Source organism: Allosalinactinospora lopnorensis, assembly GCF_000981225.1.
Lineage (GTDB): Bacteria > Actinomycetota > Actinomycetes > Streptosporangiales > Streptosporangiaceae > Allosalinactinospora > Allosalinactinospora lopnorensis.
In genome coordinates this window covers 20,804-36,786 of the sequence record NZ_LAJC01000061.1, presented here as the reverse complement: position 1 = coordinate 36,786, position 15,983 = coordinate 20,804, and the positions used below count along the sequence as shown (strand labels likewise).

Genomic DNA, 15,983 nt, shown 5'->3' with positions numbered 1-15,983 from the left:
TTTTAAAGATTACCAGGCTTTCCCGAACTCCGCCAAATCGGCGAATTCCGCGTGAAATCCTGAATTGCATCCAGATAGTACCGCCTCTCGCCTTTGGGCGCACATCAGCACCCGCTAGCGATCGGTAGAGAAGCCATCCAGACGCGGATCCGTCCGATACCCCTTCCGGGGCGGAACAGAAGCGGAGCCACCCGGACATGCGGGCTTTCGCAGCCCACACCAGGCGACCCGAGAAACTATAACCCTCAGCCTCCGCGAGGACAACTCGAAACCCTGTGATCGAGAGCACCTCTGCTCCGCTCCCGAGTCCGCCTCTGGGGTCCGGTGATGGACAACAGGGCGGCGCCCGGCCCTATTCCCGGCCCACGCCTCCTCACTATTGGGAACTTCGTGACGGCGGTATCACGCTCGGTCGCCCTGCCGACAACGCACGCGTCCGGGTTTCCCGGAGAAGCGCAGCGCCACCCGGGCGATGGGGATACGGCGCCGCCACTGCCGCCCGGACCACCGCGTTCGAGACCGTGTGACCTCCCGGGCCCTTTGTTCCCCCGGCCAAGCAATCGGTTTCCGTACGCTCAACAGCGGCTACGGGCTCTTGGATCTCGAAAGGTGCCGGCGACCGGCACTTCCACCGGAGACATGGGTCTTCAGCGGGGTTGACATCGGCTGGCCGATCCTTGCAATGTGCTTTGGTTCGTGGGAATCGGTTTCATTCCGCGGTCGTCTAATCGACTCCCCCCGGCCTGGAAGGACCCTCCTTATGCGCCACGGCACACCTTCGCTGAACGTGGCCGCTATCGACTTCCCTACTCTCGTCCCCTTCTCCGCCTTCGTCCCAGCTGCCGCGGCTGTCTGACCCTCACCAGCATTCATCGACAAGGGAGGCGCTATGAGCGTGCTCTGGGGCCTGGGCGGGATGCTCGTTATTCTCGCCATCGCATTCGCGTTCTCCACCAACCGGCGTGCGATCAAACCGCGTACCGTAATCGCCGCGCTTGCGCTCCAATTCGGCTTCGGCGCCCTCGTTCTGTACTGGGACCTCGGCCAACGGTCCCTGGAAGCGGCCTCCTCCGGTGTGACCGCCGTCATCACCTCGTCGACAGAGGGCATCGACTTCCTGTTCGGGCCGGCTCTGCCCGACAACGAACTGGTGTTCGCCTTCCAGGTACTGCCGATCATCGTGTTCGTCGCGTCGCTGACGGCGGTCCTGTACTACCTACACATTCTGCAGTGGGTGGTGCGCATCATCGGCGGTGGTCTGCAGAAAGCCCTGGGCACGAGCAAGACAGAGTCGCTGAACGCCACCGCGAACATCTTCGTCGGGCAGACCGAGGCCCCGTTAGTCGTGCGCCCGTACCTGCACTCGATGACCCGCTCGGAGTTCTTCGCGGTCATGGTCGGCGGCCTGTCAACCGTCGCGGGCACCGTCCTGGTCGGCTACTCGCTGCTCGGAGCGCAGATGGAGCACCTGATCGCGGCGAGTTTCATGGCCGCTCCCGGTGCCCTGCTGATGGCGAAGATCATCATCCCGGAGACCGAAGAGCAGTCCATGCAGCCTGTGCTCGCGGGCACCGCCTCCGACGGACGCGGCCCCGCGAGCACCGAAGAAACCGAAGAATCCGCCGGGGCCACCGAGGAATCCTCCCCCGAGACCGGGTCGGACACCGGCTCCACGGGGGTGCGGCTCGCCTCCGGCTCCTCCGCGGACACCCCAGATGAGGACGGTCCCCGCAATGTGATCGAGGCCGCCGCACGCGGCGCCTCCGACGGTCTCAAGCTGGCGGTGAACGTCGGCGCCATGCTGCTCGCGTTCATTTCACTGATCGCGCTGCTGAACATGCTGCTGGGAGGCATCGGAGGGCTGTTCGGCGCCTCGGGCCTGAGTTTCCAGGACCTCCTGGGCTACCTGTTCTCGCCCATCATGTTCGTCATCGGTGTGCCGTGGAGCGAGGCGGTCGCCGCAGGCGGCTTCCTGGGGCAGAAGCTGGTGCTGAACGAGTTCGTCGCGTTCGCCGCCTTCGCGCCGGACGCGGACCAGTTCTCCCCGAAGACCGTCACCATCACGACATTCGCGCTCACCGGCTTCGCCAACTTCAGTTCGCTGGGCATCCTGCTGGGCGGACTGGGCAGCCTCGTCCCGCAACGGCGTTGGGAGATCGCCGAACTCGGGCTGCGCGCCGTCCTCGCGGGCACCCTGGCCAATCTGATGAGCGCCGCCATCGCCGGCATCCTGGTGGTCTAGCGAAGGTCCGTCCCATGGCCGGAGGGTCGCCACCACGGTCACCGACGAAGCGGACCGTACCGGCGGGCTCCTCACCATACTCCGGCTGTCCTGCGGCAATAATCTCACGAGGTCGAAGGGAGGGCTGTGTACGAAGGGGTTGGCTGGCCGGGGCGACTGCGCCCCTACCAGGAAAGGGTTCTCGAACGGCTCGCCGCCGGCTGGACTTCGGGGCACCGCCGGGCCTGGGTGGTGCTGCCGCCGGGCACGGGCAAGACCCTCATCGGTCTGGAGGCCGCCCGTCGGCTCGATCGCAAGATCGTGGTGTTCACCCCGAACACCGCTATCCAGAGCCAGTGGCTGGCGCACTGGCGGGAATGCGGCGGTAAGGGCAACGGCTCCCGGAAGCTGACCAGCCGGGTCACCGTTCTCACCTACCAGTCGCTGGCCGTGTTCGACCCCGACGCCGAGACCGATGAGGAAGGCCACGAGAAAGCTGATCGGACGGCTCCACACCAATGGCCGCGAGCTCGTCGACGCACTACGCGGTGCCGGGCCCCTCACGTTGGTGCTCGACGAGTGCCACCACCTGCTGGACGTCTGGGGGCGGCTGCTCGCCGAAGTGCTCGACGAGCTGCCGGACGCACTCGTGATCGGGCTCACCGCAACTCCGCCCGGTTCGCTGAGTTCCGATGAGGCCGGGCTCGTCGATGCGCTGTTCGGGGAGCCGATCGTGGGCGCCTCGGTTCCGGCGATGGTCCGGCAGGGCTACCTGGCGCCGTTCTCGGAACTGGCCTGGCTGACCACACCGACACCGGTCGAAAGCGATTACATCACCGGCGAGGCGGAGCGGTTCACCGAGCTGACCACCGACCTGCTGGCGCCGGGCTTCGCCTCGACCGGTTTCCTGGAATGGGTGGACGCCCGGCTGGTCGAACTCGCGGAGCGGGCCACCGGCGAGCGGATCTCCTGGGAGTGGCTGGAGCGCAACGAGCCGGAGATCGCCGCGGCGGCGCTGCGGTTGCACTACGCGGGGCTGCTGGCGAGGCCGCACGGGGCCAGGCTACGGGAGGAGCACCGGCACGCCCCCGCCGCCGAGGACTGGGTGGTGCTGCTCAACGACTATGTCAAGCACTGCCTGCTGCCCAGCTCCGAGGAGGTCGACGCCGACGCGGTGGCGGCTATCCGGCGGGCGCTGCCGGCCGTGGGCTACCAGTTGACCCGGCGGGGCATCCGGTCGGCGCGTTCTCCGGTGGACCGCGTGCTCGCGCGCAGCGCGGCCAAGACCTACGGCGCGGTGGAGATCGCCGCCACCGAGGCGGCGTCCCTGGGCGAGCGGCTGCGCTGCCTGGTGCTGTGCGACCACGAGCGCGCCACCGCCACCCTTCCCTCAGGACTGCGGAACGTTCTCGACCCGCAGGCCGGGGCGGCTCTGCTGATGCTGAAGAACCTCCTCGCCGACGACCGCACCCTGCTGCTGCGTCCGATGCTGGTTACCGGGCGTACGGTGGCCGCCGCGGAAGCGACGGGACGGGCCTTCGCCGAGTTCGTCGCCGCCGAGTCAGAGGGAACGGCTCCGGAGCTGTCCGTGGAGCCCGCCGACGGCGGCCTGGCCATGATCACCGGAAGGTGGACGTCCCGGCAGTGGGTCCGCCACGTGACCGCCTTCTTCGAATCGGGCGGGTGCCAGGTCCTGGTCGGCACGCGCGGGCTGCTGGGGGAGGGATGGGACGCCACGGCATCAACGCCCTGATCGACCTGACCACCGCAACGACCCCCACATCAGTGGTGCAGACCCGCGGGCGTGTGCTGCGCCTGGACCCCGGGTGGCCGGAGAAGACCGCCAACACCTGGACCGTTGTCTGCACGACCGACCGGCACCCCAAGGGAGCCGCCGACTGGGAGCGTTTCGTGCGCAAGCACACCGGTTACCTGGTCGCGGCTCCGGACGGTGAGATCGTCTCCGGGGTGGCCCACGTCGACGCCTCGTTCTCGCCCTATGCGCCCCCCGAGACCGGATCCTTCGACGCGCTGAACACCCGGATGCTCGAACGGGCCCAGGACCGGGCCGCGACCCGCGCGGTCTGGCGGCTCGGCTCCGAGTACCGGGACGAGCTCGTCCACACCGTCCGGGTACACGCCGCCCGCGCGGTCGTGCCCGCGAAGGCGGAGCTGGAACCGGTTCCGGGGCGCCCTGAGCCTCCCTCCGCCGTACCGGCCCCGAACTGCGCGGCCCCGGTACCTTCGCAGCCCCCGCCGCCCGCGCGGTTGTCCCCGCTGTCCCTGCTGGGCGGGTCGCGCCGGTCGTTCGAGTCACCCATGAGAACGCAGCAGGCGGTCCCCTGGTATCTCGCCGCGAACGCGGTGGTGGTCGCCGGTTACGTGGTGCTGGGACTCGCCGGCGGTGTTTGGCTCCATGAGGTCTGGACCCTCCTGGGCGTGGTCTTCGTGCTCTACGGATGGCTCGTCATCCTGGAGGAGCGGTGGCGCAAACGGCGGTCCGGACGCGTCTGCGGCCGTACCGGACGAGGCCACGAGGATCGGCTCCGGGAGCACGAGGCGCTGGTGCGGGAACACCTGGCGGACACGCTCGACACAGCGGCGGGCGACCCCTCGGTCACCCGCCTCGCCTACGCGATCGCCGACGCGCTGGTCACCTGTGACCTCTCCGAACGCGGCGCCGATGCGGTCACCGTCCGACTGGAGTCGGACGGCTCTTACCAGCTTTCCCTGGCGGGTGTGGACACGGCCACCTCGGAGCGGTTCGCCGTAGCTCTCGATGAGGTGCTTTCTCCGATGGCGATGCCCCGCTACGTCATCCCCAGATACGTGGTGCGGGTACGGACAGGGGAGGAGCGGCTGCAGCACGCCCAGGCATGGGGAGACGGGCACGCCCGCGCTGACGAGGTCGTCTACCACGCTGTTCCGGCGGTGTTCGGCCAGAACCGCCGCCTGGCCAAGGAGTTCGAGAAGGCGTGGAACACCTGGATCTCCCGCGGCTCCGCGCTGTTCACCTCATCACCGGAAGGGGAGGGGATCCTCGCGGCGCACCGCGGAGAGGACCCCTTCGCCGCGACCACCGCACTGCGTGTCGCCTGGGACTGAAGGTGGTGCGCACAAGGCCGCGGCACCGACCTTCCGGGGTCCGTACCGCACACGTCGCCGTGTCGACATGTCTATGCGCGGACAAGGAGACGTGGTCACAAGCTGCTCGACAAGGGCGTCCTCGGGCTGGCGGAAGGACAGACCGTTACGGTCTCAAGCCGTTTCGTGGGCCGCGCCGAGAGCGCCGGGAGCTTCGTCCTGGCCCTGAACGGGCGTCCGGTCAGGCCGCCACAGCCCGGATTCCCGCCGGTAAGCGGCGAGCACATCGCCTGGCACCAGCGGGAGGTCTTCCGGAGCCCCGCACTCCAGGCACCGGCGCCCCATTCGGGATGACACGAACAGTCCCGGCGCGAGGCCGGGTTTCGTCCCGAAAACGGCGACGGCGGGCGCGCCCCGGTCCGGGTGTGGCGGCCACCGCGGTGAGCCTTCGGGGGGCGAAGGAACGCCACCGGCTCGGCGCAGCGGCGCTCAGTCCGAGCCGCTGGAGCGCACGCCGGCGATCGCGTTGTTGCGGAAGGCGTCCACGAACAGCGCGTGGTCAGCGCGTACCTGGTCGGCGTAGCGGTGGGCGAAGCGGATGCACCAGTCGAGGAACTCCTTCTCCCGCCCGTCCACAGCGGAGGTGATGGCGTCCTCGGTCTCGCCCTGCACCAGGGTCGCGTCGGCGTGGGCGTCGGAGACGCAGTGCGCCTTAGCCGTGGCGCGCCCCAGGTAGTCCAGCACCGGGGCGATGTCCTCGGGTTCGGTGAGGTCGCCCCAGTCCAGGTCGTTCACGTAGGGCGAGAGCTCGCTGACGACGAACCCCTCACCGCCGATCTCGGTGTGGCCCAGCAGCGGGTCCGCGTGGGCCTGGAGCGCACGCTGCGAGACCGCGGTGCGGTGGCCGTGGTGGTGGAAATGCTCCATGATGCGGCGGTCGGTCACCACCCGCGACGGGGCGGCGACGTTGCCCTGCTTGATCGACAGCACGATGTCGTTGTCCCACGCCTCGGTGGGCCCCTCGATGAGGATGTTGTAGGCGGGCAGCCCGGCCGAACCGATCCCGAACCCGCTGCGGCCCACGATGTCCTTGACCCGGTAGGCCAGCGGATCGTAGCGCTTGTCAGCGGGGATGGTGTCCAGGTACTTCTCGAAGGCCACGCCGACACGCTCGTACTCGTCCCGGGCGAGCCGCCGCACCCCGGGCCCGTCGCGGAAGAGCCGTTCGTAGCCGCGGCGGGTGGTCACGGCCTGGAGCAGCTCGAAGCGGCTGTTGAGCCGGGCCTGCTGCAGCACGTCGTGCACGGTGCCCTTGGTGTTCCCCAGCACCAGGGAGAACTCGTCGTCGCCGCCGCGTGAGGCGAAGCTGCGTACCTGTTCGATGTAGGCCTCGACATAGCGGGGCACGAGGGCACCGATGTCATCGTCGGAGAGCGCCTTCTGCCAGCCCAGCAGCGCGACACTGGCCACGAACCGCTGCACGTCCCAGGTGAAGTGGCCCAGGTAGGCCTCGTCGAAATCGTTGACGTCGAAGACCAACCGACCGGTGGAGTCCATGTAGGTACCGAAGTTCTCGGCGTGCAGGTCGCCCTGGATCCACACGCGCGACGTGCGCTCGTCGGCCCAGGGGTCGTCCATACCGATGATGTCGGCGTAGAACAAGCAGGCGCTTCCCCGGTAGAAGGCGAAGGGGTCGGCGGCCATCTTGCGGAACTTGGCGCGGAACGCGCCGGGGTCAGCGGACATGAGGGTGGAGAAGGCGTCCTCCAACGTCCGGACGATGTGGTCGCGCCGCTGGGGGGAGCGGTCAGTGGGGGTGTCGACGTTGAACATGCCCCAATAATGCCTCGGTGGGACGGATGGTTCCGCGTTCGTCGGCGCTGCGGGGCAACGACCACGGCATGCGCCGGCCTTCCGCTCGTGGCGGGATCCGAACCGCCGAACGATGCCCGAGACGCTCTGGCGCGAAGTCGACTTCTCGACTCGCCGGTTTCCCCGCTTCCCACCAGGCGCGACTCAGACCGTTGTTCGGCGCGGTCTCGGCGGACCCGACGAGGGACCGGGTCCACCACTCGCCCCAGTCGGCCGCGGCCGGAGCGGCTCGCGGCGCGGTCGTGCCGCACCGGAGCAGGACGTCATGTCGATTCCTCGACAAGCTCAGCGGGACGCCGAGGTGGCTCACGGCAGGTAGGCGATGCCGTGAGCGCCCTGGGTGGTCCCAGGGGCACCGGCGTCGATGTCGAGGACCCGCAACGGCGTACCGGACACCATGTCTATGACGTTCACCGTGCCCGAGCGCAGGTTCGCGACGAACGCCCGGTCACCGTTCGGAGTGGTGCGGACCGTGATCGGCGCCTGCCCGATCGGCGCGTCGAAGCGGTGCTCGAGCGTGCCGCCCGCGAAGACCGAGAGTTGTCCGTCCGCCGGCTTCCCCGCGTCATCGGTGCGGACGAGCCCGGCGAGGACCTGTCCGTCCGCGGCGACGTGCACCGGACAGGCGGGGAGGTCCAGGGGGATGCTTCCGGTCACCTCGTCGGTGGCCGTGTCGATCACCATCAGCGCCGCCGGGGGCGGGCCCGCGTCCCCGCCGTCGTAGTGGAGGGTCATGCCGGCGGCGTATGCGTGGCGGCCGTCCCGGGAGACGGCGATCTCCTCGGTGCCGTACGGGGCGGGGATTCGCCCGGCGAGGACGCCGCGGGTGAGGTCCAGGACAGAGACGAACGGGTCGGCCTTGTTGGTGGCATACCCCTTGCGCCCGTCGGGGGTGATCGCGACCCAGTGGGGGCCGCGTGCGCCGACCCCGACGCGCCGCGCCGAAGTGCGGGTGGCCGTGTCAAGAGCGACGACCGCGCCGCCGCCCGCCGGGCCGGCCTCAACGGTGATGTACAGCAGGCCGCGGTCGGCGTCGAGGGAGAGACCGTGCGGGGCCTCCTCCGGGGCGAGCGAGACGACGTCGACGAGTTCCCGCCGGAACGGGTCGACGACGGAGATCTCGTGCGCCTTCTCGCCCGGCTTCGTGTAGACGCCGGAACGGTAGGTGTGCGAGACGTACAGCACCCCGGCCTCGTGATCGACGGCGATCTCGTGCGGCTGGGCGGCCACCTTGAGGTCGCCGAGGGACTCGTAGGTCAAGCCGTCGAAGAAGCGCACCGCCTCCCCGGTCGAGGTGACCACGGCCAGTACGGGCCGCCGGGCCCCGGCACCGTCACTCATCGCTGCTTCTCCCTAGGGTTGTCGGTGGTGGATACCCGGGCGGCGGGAGGGGCTGACCGCTGCCTGCACGGCGGCGACTCGCAAGGAATGCCCGCTCTGTCGTTCTGGACTCCTGGCCACTGATTCAAACCTGCTGGTGAACACCGCTGTTCAGGGACCCGCAGGCGTGGCTGCCCAGTATCGAGGCCGGCGCTCTCTCGCGGGTGTTCCGCAGCAGGAAGTGCAGCGAGCGGCCCATCCGCACCCGAGCCCTGGTCACCTCGGCCCGGCGCCTGGCCGACGTTCCCCAGAAGCCGCCGCGTGACGGCCGCACCGCCTCGCCGGCCGCCCGAATCGACCTGGCGCCCTCATTCGGCCCTCTGCCGGCCGACACGGTCGATGAACTCGATGACCTCGTCGTTCGGGCCGTAGACGAAGGCGGCTTGGAAGGTCATCGGGTCCTCGCCGGCGGTCTCGATCCGCCTCGGTTCTCCCAATGGCCGGGCCCCGGCCGCGACGGCGCGCTCGAACAGGGCGGCGCAGTCGTCGGTGCGGACCGCGAAGTGGACCAGGGTCGCCGCGCGGCCCCGATCCTCGTCGCTCGGCCGCCGTTCCGCGTCCAGGGCCCGCGCCGAGCCGCCGGGCGGGGTCGAGGCCGCGTCGAACAACTCGACGACCCGGTCGTCATCCGCGTCGAGGAAGACGGCGCGGTGCACGCCCGCCTCCGGTACGCTCCACTCCCGGACGAACCGGAAGCCGAGTGCCCGGGTGTAGAACTCCACCGTCGCGTCCATGTCGTAGACACGCAGGGCGATGTGGTCGAGACCTCGGTTGAGGACAGGACTGGTCACGTGCGTTCCTTGTCGTGTGCGGTGAACGGTCGCGCAGGAGACAGGACGCCGCCGGGACCACCGGCCGGGCGGCGCTGCCGTCCCGAGGGCTCAGTCGAGCGCCTTGAGGATCTCGGCGGCCAACGGGGCGGAGGATGCGGGGTTCTGCCCGGTGAACAGAGTGCGGTCGACGACCACGTTCGGCGCCCACGGCTCGGCTTCGGAGAACCGGACACCGAGGGCGGTCAACCGGTCCTGGAGCAGCCACTCGGCGTTCTCGGCGAGCCCGGCCTGGGCTTCCTCGGTGTTGGTGAAGCCGGTCACCCGGTAGCCGGCGAACGGGGAGGTGCCGTCCGGCCGTTCCGTGGCGAGCAGGGCGGCCGGTCCGTGGCAGACCACACCCAGCGGCGTACCGGACTCCAGGGCAGCGGTGAGCAGTCGACCGGAGTCGGCGTTGACCGCCAGGTCCTCCATCGGTCCATGGCCGCCGGGGTAAAAAACGGCCGTGTAGTCGGCGAGGTCGGCTTCTTCGAGTTTGATGGGGTTCCGCAGCTCGGTGGCCGACTCCAGCACAGCGGCGACCGCGTCGGCCGCTTCCTGGCCGCCGTTGACCTCCGGCGCAAGGCTGGCGGTGTCGACCGTGGGCAGCACACCGCCCGGTGTGGCCACGACGACTTCGTGCCCGGCCGTTGTGAACGCGCGGTAGGGGGCCGCGAACTCCTCGGCCCAGTAGCCGGTCGGGTGCTGGGTGCCATCGGCCAGTGTCCAGTGGTCGACACCGGTCATCACAAACAGGATCCTTGCCATTTCTCCACTCTCTCGAGGGCGCCTCGGCTGATTAGCGGGGCGCTTATGATCCGACGATCCGTACGCGGTTCGTCAGCGGTTACGGTCTCGACCGTAGGGCCCGCCAGCATCGGTATGCCAATAGAGTTCGCGCTAACCCCCATAGGAAAGATGATGGATCGATTCCGGTGGACCGCGGCGGAACTGCTGCTGGGAGGCATTTCTCGGGGCCTGACGTGGGGCTCGTAGGTCTATACCGGGACAGGAGACGAAGGTCCGGACTCAGCGGTACCCAATGGGAGCGGACCGCGCCCGAAGACACGCACACTGCGGAGATTAACCGAATCTACTTATTCACTTAAGGGTCATTTATGACCGCTGCCAATAACATCCCCCAGGGCCAACTCCCGAAAAAGAAAACAGCGGAATCATCACCCCCAACCACCTCGAATGAGGGAGAGGTTCGATGAAGGTACTGGTCACTGGGGCGAGCGGCTTCGTCGGCTCACACACGGTCAAGGCGCTGGTCGGCGCCGGCCACCACGTCCGCGCCTCGGCACGCACGGGCGAGCGAGTGCGGCGAGCGCTGGCGCCGCTCGGCTGCGCCGATACGGTCGAGATAACCGAGGCCGACATCCTGGACAAGGACCGGATCGACGACGCGTTGAACGGCTGCGACGCGGTCGTGCACGCGGCCGCCACCTACTCGCACGACGTCCGCCGCAGCAAAGAGATGCTCACCACGAACCCGCGCGGCACCGAGCTGGTGCTGGGCCGGGCGAGCGAACTGGGCCTCGACCCGGTGATCCACGTTTCCACCTACACCGCCCTGCTGCCGGCACGCGAAACCCTGAAACCGTACTCTCCCGTCGGTAACCCGCCGACTCCCTACGCCCGGTCCAAGGCCCGCTCCGAACACATCGCGCGCCGGCTGCAGGCGGAGGGAGCACCGGTGACGATCGTCTACCCGGGGATGGTCTGGGGGCCGAACGACCCGCAGGCCGGAGAGAGCACGTTGCTCGCGCGGGACGTGCTGGAGGGGAGGATTCCTTTCGGGGCTCCGGGCCGCGTGGGGGTGGTCGACGTCCGCGACGTCGCCGCGGTCCACGCCGCGGCGTTGCGCCCGGGCGTTGGACCGCAACGCTACATAGCCGCCTCGGAGGTGGTTCCAACGGCGACGATGATGCGTATCGTCGCCGAGACCGGCGGTCGCCGGCCGCCCCGCGGAGTGGTTCCGGCTCCGCTGGTGCTCGGCCTCGCGCGGGTGGCTGATGCCGTCCAGCGGATCTCTCCGAAGCGTTTGCCTCTCGACTACCAGAGCCCCTGGACGGCGCTGAACTTCGACTCGATCGACGCTTCCGCGACCGTGCGCGAGCTGGGCGTGGGTTTCCGCACCGCGGAAGACAGCATCGCCGACACGGTGCGCTGGCTTAACGCGGGCGACCGGGCCGCCGGACCGGTCGAATGACCCGATGACGGCTCCCCGAGCGATTGCGTGGTGTTCGTCCAGCGCCGGAGCCGCCCCCAGCGCCTCCAAAGAGACGGCGATCGGGGCCCGACCGAGGCCATCTCCGTGGTTCCCGTCGAAAGCCTGGGGAAGCGGATGACCGCGCGCCTTCCGCTACTCGTCGGTGTCCACGTCGCCATCTCCGGGCTCGACGCCTACCCGCGTGTGGCGATGCGGAGCCCGCGGCACGGCCAGACGAAGCCGACCCTGGACCTTCTACACCGGGGTACACGACACCGCGACCGCCGACGATCTGGAGAACCCCAGGAGTGTCCTCCACAGGGTGTGGACAAGTCGACAGAGTGGCAACCTGACAAGGCGATCGCCGTTCTCTGCCGTCCGGACGGCAAAAGGCCACTCGCCCCGATGAATCCGACGGGTCGGTGCAGCATAGATGATCGGCTGCCGGCAGCTCAGCGAGGCGCTCGGCCGGGGTGTCCCAGCCGAGCCTCTTGCATGGGCGGAGCTGAGTTCGGCGGCGCCCCGACCCCTCATCGATCGGAGCCCGTCGCGATCGTGGTGGCACGACCGGCGTCCGGGGTCCGCCCCACAAACGGTGCGCGCGTTCAGCGCCGCCGGGCGGGCTTCGCGTAATAGACGCACCATCGACCCCGGCGTGCATCGGTTCGCGGTTACCGACCGCGAACCGATCCCGGACTACTGTACGAAATGCGGACATCTGTCCGTGATCGGTAGCGACCATGCATGGCCCGGTGCGACATAGCGGCCCATCCGCGGGGGAACGGCCGCCATCGCCGCGACCCCCGCCACCGCCATCCTCCAAACCGCCTGCCATCCGGCAGTTCCCGGCGCTCCTCCGCGAGTGGACATGTCCACCGGCACGGCTCGCGGTGGCGCCATCCGACGGACCGCAGCCACTCGAACACGGCGCTACGAACCACGGCCGCTATGCCGAAACGAGACTTGACACACACCAGGACGCCGCTCAAAACTAACTTTCGGACAGACGACCGCAGTACGGACAACTCGAAGGTTCACGACGAACCTTACGAAGGCGACCACACCACTTACCCCTTGTGCCGGACCGTCCCCCTCCAGCGAAGCGGCCCGGTGCGTGGAACCGAGGGAGCACCTGCCACGAGTCGCGGCCTGCGGCACCTCGCCCCCTCGTTCCGCTGCGATCATCCAATCGAAGGAGCGGACGTGGCGTTCACCCCGAATCAAACCGATCACGAGAAAACAGCCCCCTCCGCGTCGCACTGGGGTGCGCACCCCGTCGCCATCGTGGTTGGATTCGCGGTTCTCTGCGCGTCATGGATGCTCAATGCCATGGACCGCCAGATCTTCTACCCGCTGCTCCCCGATATCGGCGATGACCTGGGGTTCACACTGGCGCAGGACGGTTTCTTGGCGACCGGGTTCACGCTCGGGCTCGGCATCGCCGGTTTCCTCGCGGGTTTCGTCGTCGACCGGTACTCACGCAAGACGGTCATCATCGTCAGCGTGCTCGTCTACTCGTTGGGCACCGCCGCCATTCCGTTCTCCTACCACGTGGCGGACATGGCGATCTACCGCATCATCTCCGGTGTGGGTGAGGGGGTTCAGGGAACGGCGCTGTACGCGATCGTCGGATCGTTCTTCTTCCACCGCCGGGCGTTCGCGGCCGGGTTCATCGGTGTCGCCTTCGGCGGCGGCATGTTCCTGGGCCCGATGATCGGTGTCCCGTTCGCGGAGGGATTCGGCACCTGGAGGGCGCCGTTCTTCCTGTTCGGAGGCTTGGGACTGGTCATGGCGATACTTATCATGACCCTCGTTTCGCGCCGCATGTCCGAGGTCAGGCGGACCATCGAGGGAGCGGGCGCGACACAGGACTTCAGCCACATCCCTGAGAGCCCGTACAACCGCAACATCGCGCTCTTCGGGTTCGGCGCGGCCTCCAGCGGAATGGTCTTCTACGGTTTCACCGGGCTGTACCCCACCTACCTCCGCGAACAGCTGGCGTTCGAGACCGGCCAAGCCGCGCTGGCGGTCTCGCTGTTGGGTATCGGCGCCATGCTGGCCCTGGTGGCGGGCTGGATCGGCGACAAGATCAGCCAGAAGTGGCTGCTCGTGTGCACGTTCCTGATCATCTCGGTGATCGCCTACCTCATCTACAACGTCGTCACGGCAACCACCGGCCAGTACGTGCTGGCGTTCCTCATGGGCGCGTTCGCCAGCGGCTCCCTGTTCACCAACACCGCGACGGCCATGCAGCGCTCCGTCCGCCCGGAGCATGTGGGGCGCGGGCAGGGCCTGTTCATGCTGACCTACTACGTCGCCGCGGCGTTCTCCGGAAGTGTCTTCGCCTGGCTCGTCTCGCGCGGTGACTGGGGCGAGGCGGGACTGTGGCAGCTCACCGTCCTTCCACTCGTGGCCGCCGCGGTGCTGTCCTTCGTGGACAAGAAGCGCATGATCGTCCCCGTTACGAAGTGAGATCCGGGTCGTCGCTCCCGCTACCCGACCTCTACGTGGCCGCGCTCAAGAAGCTCGGAAGCAGCCTCCACAGGGATGTGGACAAGTCGACAGAGTGACAAGCTGACCGAAGGCTGCGGTACTTCTCAGCAGTACGGACACGAAAAAGACCCCGCGCGTTCGTCGCGTGGGGTCTTTGACCTGGGTGGGCGTACCAGGACTTGAACCTGGGGCCTCATCCTTATCAGCCAGATCAAGGGCCTCGAATACCCCTGTCACAAGCCGAGCGTTCTCCCTATTTCCCCAGGTGAGACGGGCAAGAACGATCCGCCTGCTACCGCCGAGTAACACCCGGTACCGCCTCCTGCCACGGTCAAACCACGGTCAAGGAAACAGGGGCTGACACATGGGCTTCTCCCGCAAACGCATCAGCACCGACGGCACCTCACGCTTCACCGCCTACTACACCGACATCCGCGGAAGAGAACGCTCCGCCGGCACCTACGCCACCGAAAAGGAAGCCGACAAAGCCTGGCAACGCGCCGAGGTCAAAGTCGCCGAAGGCCGCATCACCAGCATCCACCACGGACGCAGCGATTCGAGAACTACGTCCTCAACCACTGGCAACCCAACCACATTGTCGAAGCCACCACCCGGCAGAACATCACCTACGCCCTCAACAAGCACATCCTCCCCGAGTTCAGCGGCATGCGGATGAACGAGATCCTCCCCGGCCACGTCCAGGAATTCGTGCGCAAATGCCAGGACAAGAACCTCTCCCCCGCCTCGATCCACCGGCTGACCACCATGCTCAGCGCCATATTCTCCAACGCCCTGCTCAACCAGGTCATCTTCATCCACCCGTGCAAAGGCGTCGTGCTTCCCCGCATCGGCCGCAAGCCGCTGAAGGTGATCACCCCCGAGGAGTTCGACGCGTTCTTCGCCCACATCGAAGGCGAGGTGTTCCGTCTCCTAGTGGAGACCAAGATCGAGTCAGGACTGCGCTGGGGCGAACTCACCGAACTGCGCCCCAAAGACCTCGACCGCCAGACTCAGATCCTCACCGTCAGCCGCGCCGTCGTACAGCTCACCTCCAAGTTCCACCCCGAAGGCGGCCGTTTCCTCGTCAAGGACTACCCCAAGGACGGCGAGTTCCGCCGCCTCAAGCTCAGCCGCCACCTCGTCCTCAAGATCGCAGCCTTCGTCCTGGCCAATGGCATCGGTGACGACGACCTGCTCTTCCAGATGCCAGGACCTAACCCCAACGTCCCCATTCCGCCGCCGCCCGTACCGCCCGACGGCCAAGAGTTCGGACTGACCGAACCCAACGCCAACGGACGCCGCTATCGGCACGGCACCACCACCGCCTACACCAATGGCAGGTGCCGATGCGCCTACTGCCGGGCCGCCTTCGCCCACTACCGGGCCAAGCGGCGCGCCCTGGGCAAGGACGACCCCCGCAGCCGCCGACGCATCGACACCGACGGCCACATCCCCCAGGAGTGGTTCCGCACCAACATCTGGCACCCCGCCCGCGAGAAGGCCGACCTGCCCGACGACATCACCCCGCGCGTCCTGCGCCACGCCCACGCCTCCTGGCTACTGGCCGGAGGCGCCGATCTCATGGTCGTCAAGGAACGCCTCGGCCACGCCTCCATCACCACCACCCAGCGCTACCTCCACACCCTCCCCGACGCAGACGACAGCGCCCTGACAGCACTCGACAACATCCGAGGACGCAGCAAATCACGCACCCCCAACCCCAAAGCTCTGCAGGCACAATAAGTACACGGGCCGCAGCAACACAGCCGCGGCCCCTTTCCTCCAACCGAATGGCCCACAGTGGTCCAGTACGAACCACCCACGGACCGACGGCCATACCCCGATGACACCGTTATCCGCTGCTTGCCGTTGGTGGTGCGTTTGCGCCGACGAAGTCGACAAAGGGAAT

General features: G+C 68.1%; 10 protein-coding genes and 3 pseudogenes. 9 read left to right on the top strand and 4 right to left on the bottom strand.

Going from position 1 to position 15,983, the window contains the following annotated elements; translation table 11 throughout:
• Positions 1-889: 889 nt before the first annotated feature.
• The 5 genes and pseudogenes from VS93_RS19835 to VS93_RS33500 all read left to right on the top strand — a co-directional run.
• Positions 890-2,242 carry a NupC/NupG family nucleoside CNT transporter gene (locus VS93_RS19835; RefSeq protein WP_046471403.1) on the top strand — a complete coding sequence of 451 codons (1,353 nt, stop codon included), beginning with the start codon at positions 890-892 and terminating at the stop codon, positions 2,240-2,242.
• 126 nt (positions 2,243-2,368) lie between these two features.
• Positions 2,369-2,626 (top strand): annotated as a pseudogene (locus VS93_RS31960) (DEAD/DEAH box helicase); the annotation flags it as partial.
• 70 nt (positions 2,627-2,696) lie between these two features.
• A complete protein-coding gene (locus VS93_RS31955) occupies positions 2,697-3,974 on the top strand; it encodes a DEAD/DEAH box helicase (protein WP_052745878.1) in 1,278 nt (425 codons plus the stop codon).
• Positions 3,947-5,326 (top strand): hypothetical protein, encoded by a 1,380-nt coding sequence (locus tag VS93_RS31950; protein ID WP_052745877.1) that lies wholly within the window; start codon positions 3,947-3,949, stop codon positions 5,324-5,326. The genes VS93_RS31955 and VS93_RS31950 overlap by 28 nt, the downstream gene beginning before the upstream one ends.
• A gap of 96 nt (positions 5,327-5,422) precedes the next feature.
• A pseudogene (locus tag VS93_RS33500) lies at positions 5,423-5,659 on the top strand (phosphorothioated DNA-binding restriction endonuclease); the annotation flags it as partial.
• A gap of 135 nt (positions 5,660-5,794) precedes the next feature.
• Here the strand turns inward: VS93_RS33500 and VS93_RS19825 are convergent.
• From VS93_RS19825 to VS93_RS19810, 4 genes are all read right to left on the bottom strand, one after another.
• The gene (locus VS93_RS19825) at positions 5,795-7,138 is read right to left on the bottom strand and encodes a DUF2252 domain-containing protein (RefSeq protein ID WP_046471402.1); all 1,344 of its coding nucleotides are present in this window, start codon (positions 7,136-7,138) and stop codon (positions 5,795-5,797) included.
• A gap of 345 nt (positions 7,139-7,483) precedes the next feature.
• Complete coding sequence (locus tag VS93_RS19820) at positions 7,484-8,518, bottom strand: YncE family protein (protein WP_046471401.1); 1,035 nt, start codon at positions 8,516-8,518, stop codon at positions 7,484-7,486.
• A 347-nt stretch (positions 8,519-8,865) separates the two neighbouring features.
• Entirely contained in the window at positions 8,866-9,348 is a 483-nt protein-coding gene (locus VS93_RS19815) for a VOC family protein (RefSeq protein ID WP_046471400.1), read from the bottom strand.
• 90 nt (positions 9,349-9,438) lie between these two features.
• A complete protein-coding gene (locus VS93_RS19810; protein ID WP_046471399.1) occupies positions 9,439-10,134 on the bottom strand; it encodes a type 1 glutamine amidotransferase domain-containing protein in 696 nt (231 codons plus the stop codon).
• Between the two features lie 445 nt (positions 10,135-10,579).
• Here VS93_RS19810 and VS93_RS19805 point away from each other — a divergent pair, with 445 nt between their 5' ends.
• From VS93_RS19805 to VS93_RS32630, 4 genes and pseudogenes are all read left to right on the top strand, one after another.
• Positions 10,580-11,581: an SDR family NAD(P)-dependent oxidoreductase gene (locus VS93_RS19805; protein ID WP_046471398.1), complete on the top strand. Its 1,002-nt coding sequence runs from the start codon at positions 10,580-10,582 to the stop codon at positions 11,579-11,581.
• 744 nt (positions 11,582-12,325) lie between these two features.
• The gene (locus VS93_RS19800) at positions 12,326-14,053 is read left to right on the top strand and encodes an MFS transporter (RefSeq protein WP_338022769.1); all 1,728 of its coding nucleotides are present in this window, start codon (positions 12,326-12,328) and stop codon (positions 14,051-14,053) included.
• Between the two features lie 378 nt (positions 14,054-14,431).
• A pseudogene (locus tag VS93_RS33090) lies at positions 14,432-14,731 on the top strand (hypothetical protein); the annotation flags it as partial.
• 15 nt (positions 14,732-14,746) lie between these two features.
• Entirely contained in the window at positions 14,747-15,817 is a 1,071-nt protein-coding gene (locus tag VS93_RS32630) for a tyrosine-type recombinase/integrase (RefSeq protein ID WP_269082877.1), read from the top strand.
• The last annotated feature ends 166 nt before the right edge of the window (positions 15,818-15,983 follow it).

Bases quoted from the DNA above. Each gene is read 5' to 3' on its own strand.
- VS93_RS19825 (WP_046471402.1), bottom strand. From the start codon at position 7,138: ATGTTCAACGTCGACACCCCCACTGACCGCTCCCCCCAGCGGCGCGAC.
- VS93_RS19805 (WP_046471398.1), top strand. From the start codon at position 10,580: ATGAAGGTACTGGTCACTGGGGCGAGCGGCTTCGTCGGCTCACACACG.
- VS93_RS31950 (WP_052745877.1), top strand. From the start codon at position 3,947: ATGGGACGCCACGGCATCAACGCCCTGATCGACCTGACCACCGCAACG.
- VS93_RS19810 (WP_046471399.1), bottom strand. From the start codon at position 10,134: ATGGCAAGGATCCTGTTTGTGATGACCGGTGTCGACCACTGGACACTG.
- VS93_RS19835 (WP_046471403.1), top strand. From the start codon at position 890: ATGAGCGTGCTCTGGGGCCTGGGCGGGATGCTCGTTATTCTCGCCATC.
- VS93_RS32630 (WP_269082877.1), top strand. From the start codon at position 14,747: ATGAACGAGATCCTCCCCGGCCACGTCCAGGAATTCGTGCGCAAATGC.
- VS93_RS19800 (WP_338022769.1), top strand. From the start codon at position 12,326: ATGGCCCGGTGCGACATAGCGGCCCATCCGCGGGGGAACGGCCGCCAT.
- VS93_RS31955 (WP_052745878.1), top strand. From the start codon at position 2,697: ATGAGGAAGGCCACGAGAAAGCTGATCGGACGGCTCCACACCAATGGC.
- VS93_RS19820 (WP_046471401.1), bottom strand. From the start codon at position 8,518: ATGAGTGACGGTGCCGGGGCCCGGCGGCCCGTACTGGCCGTGGTCACC.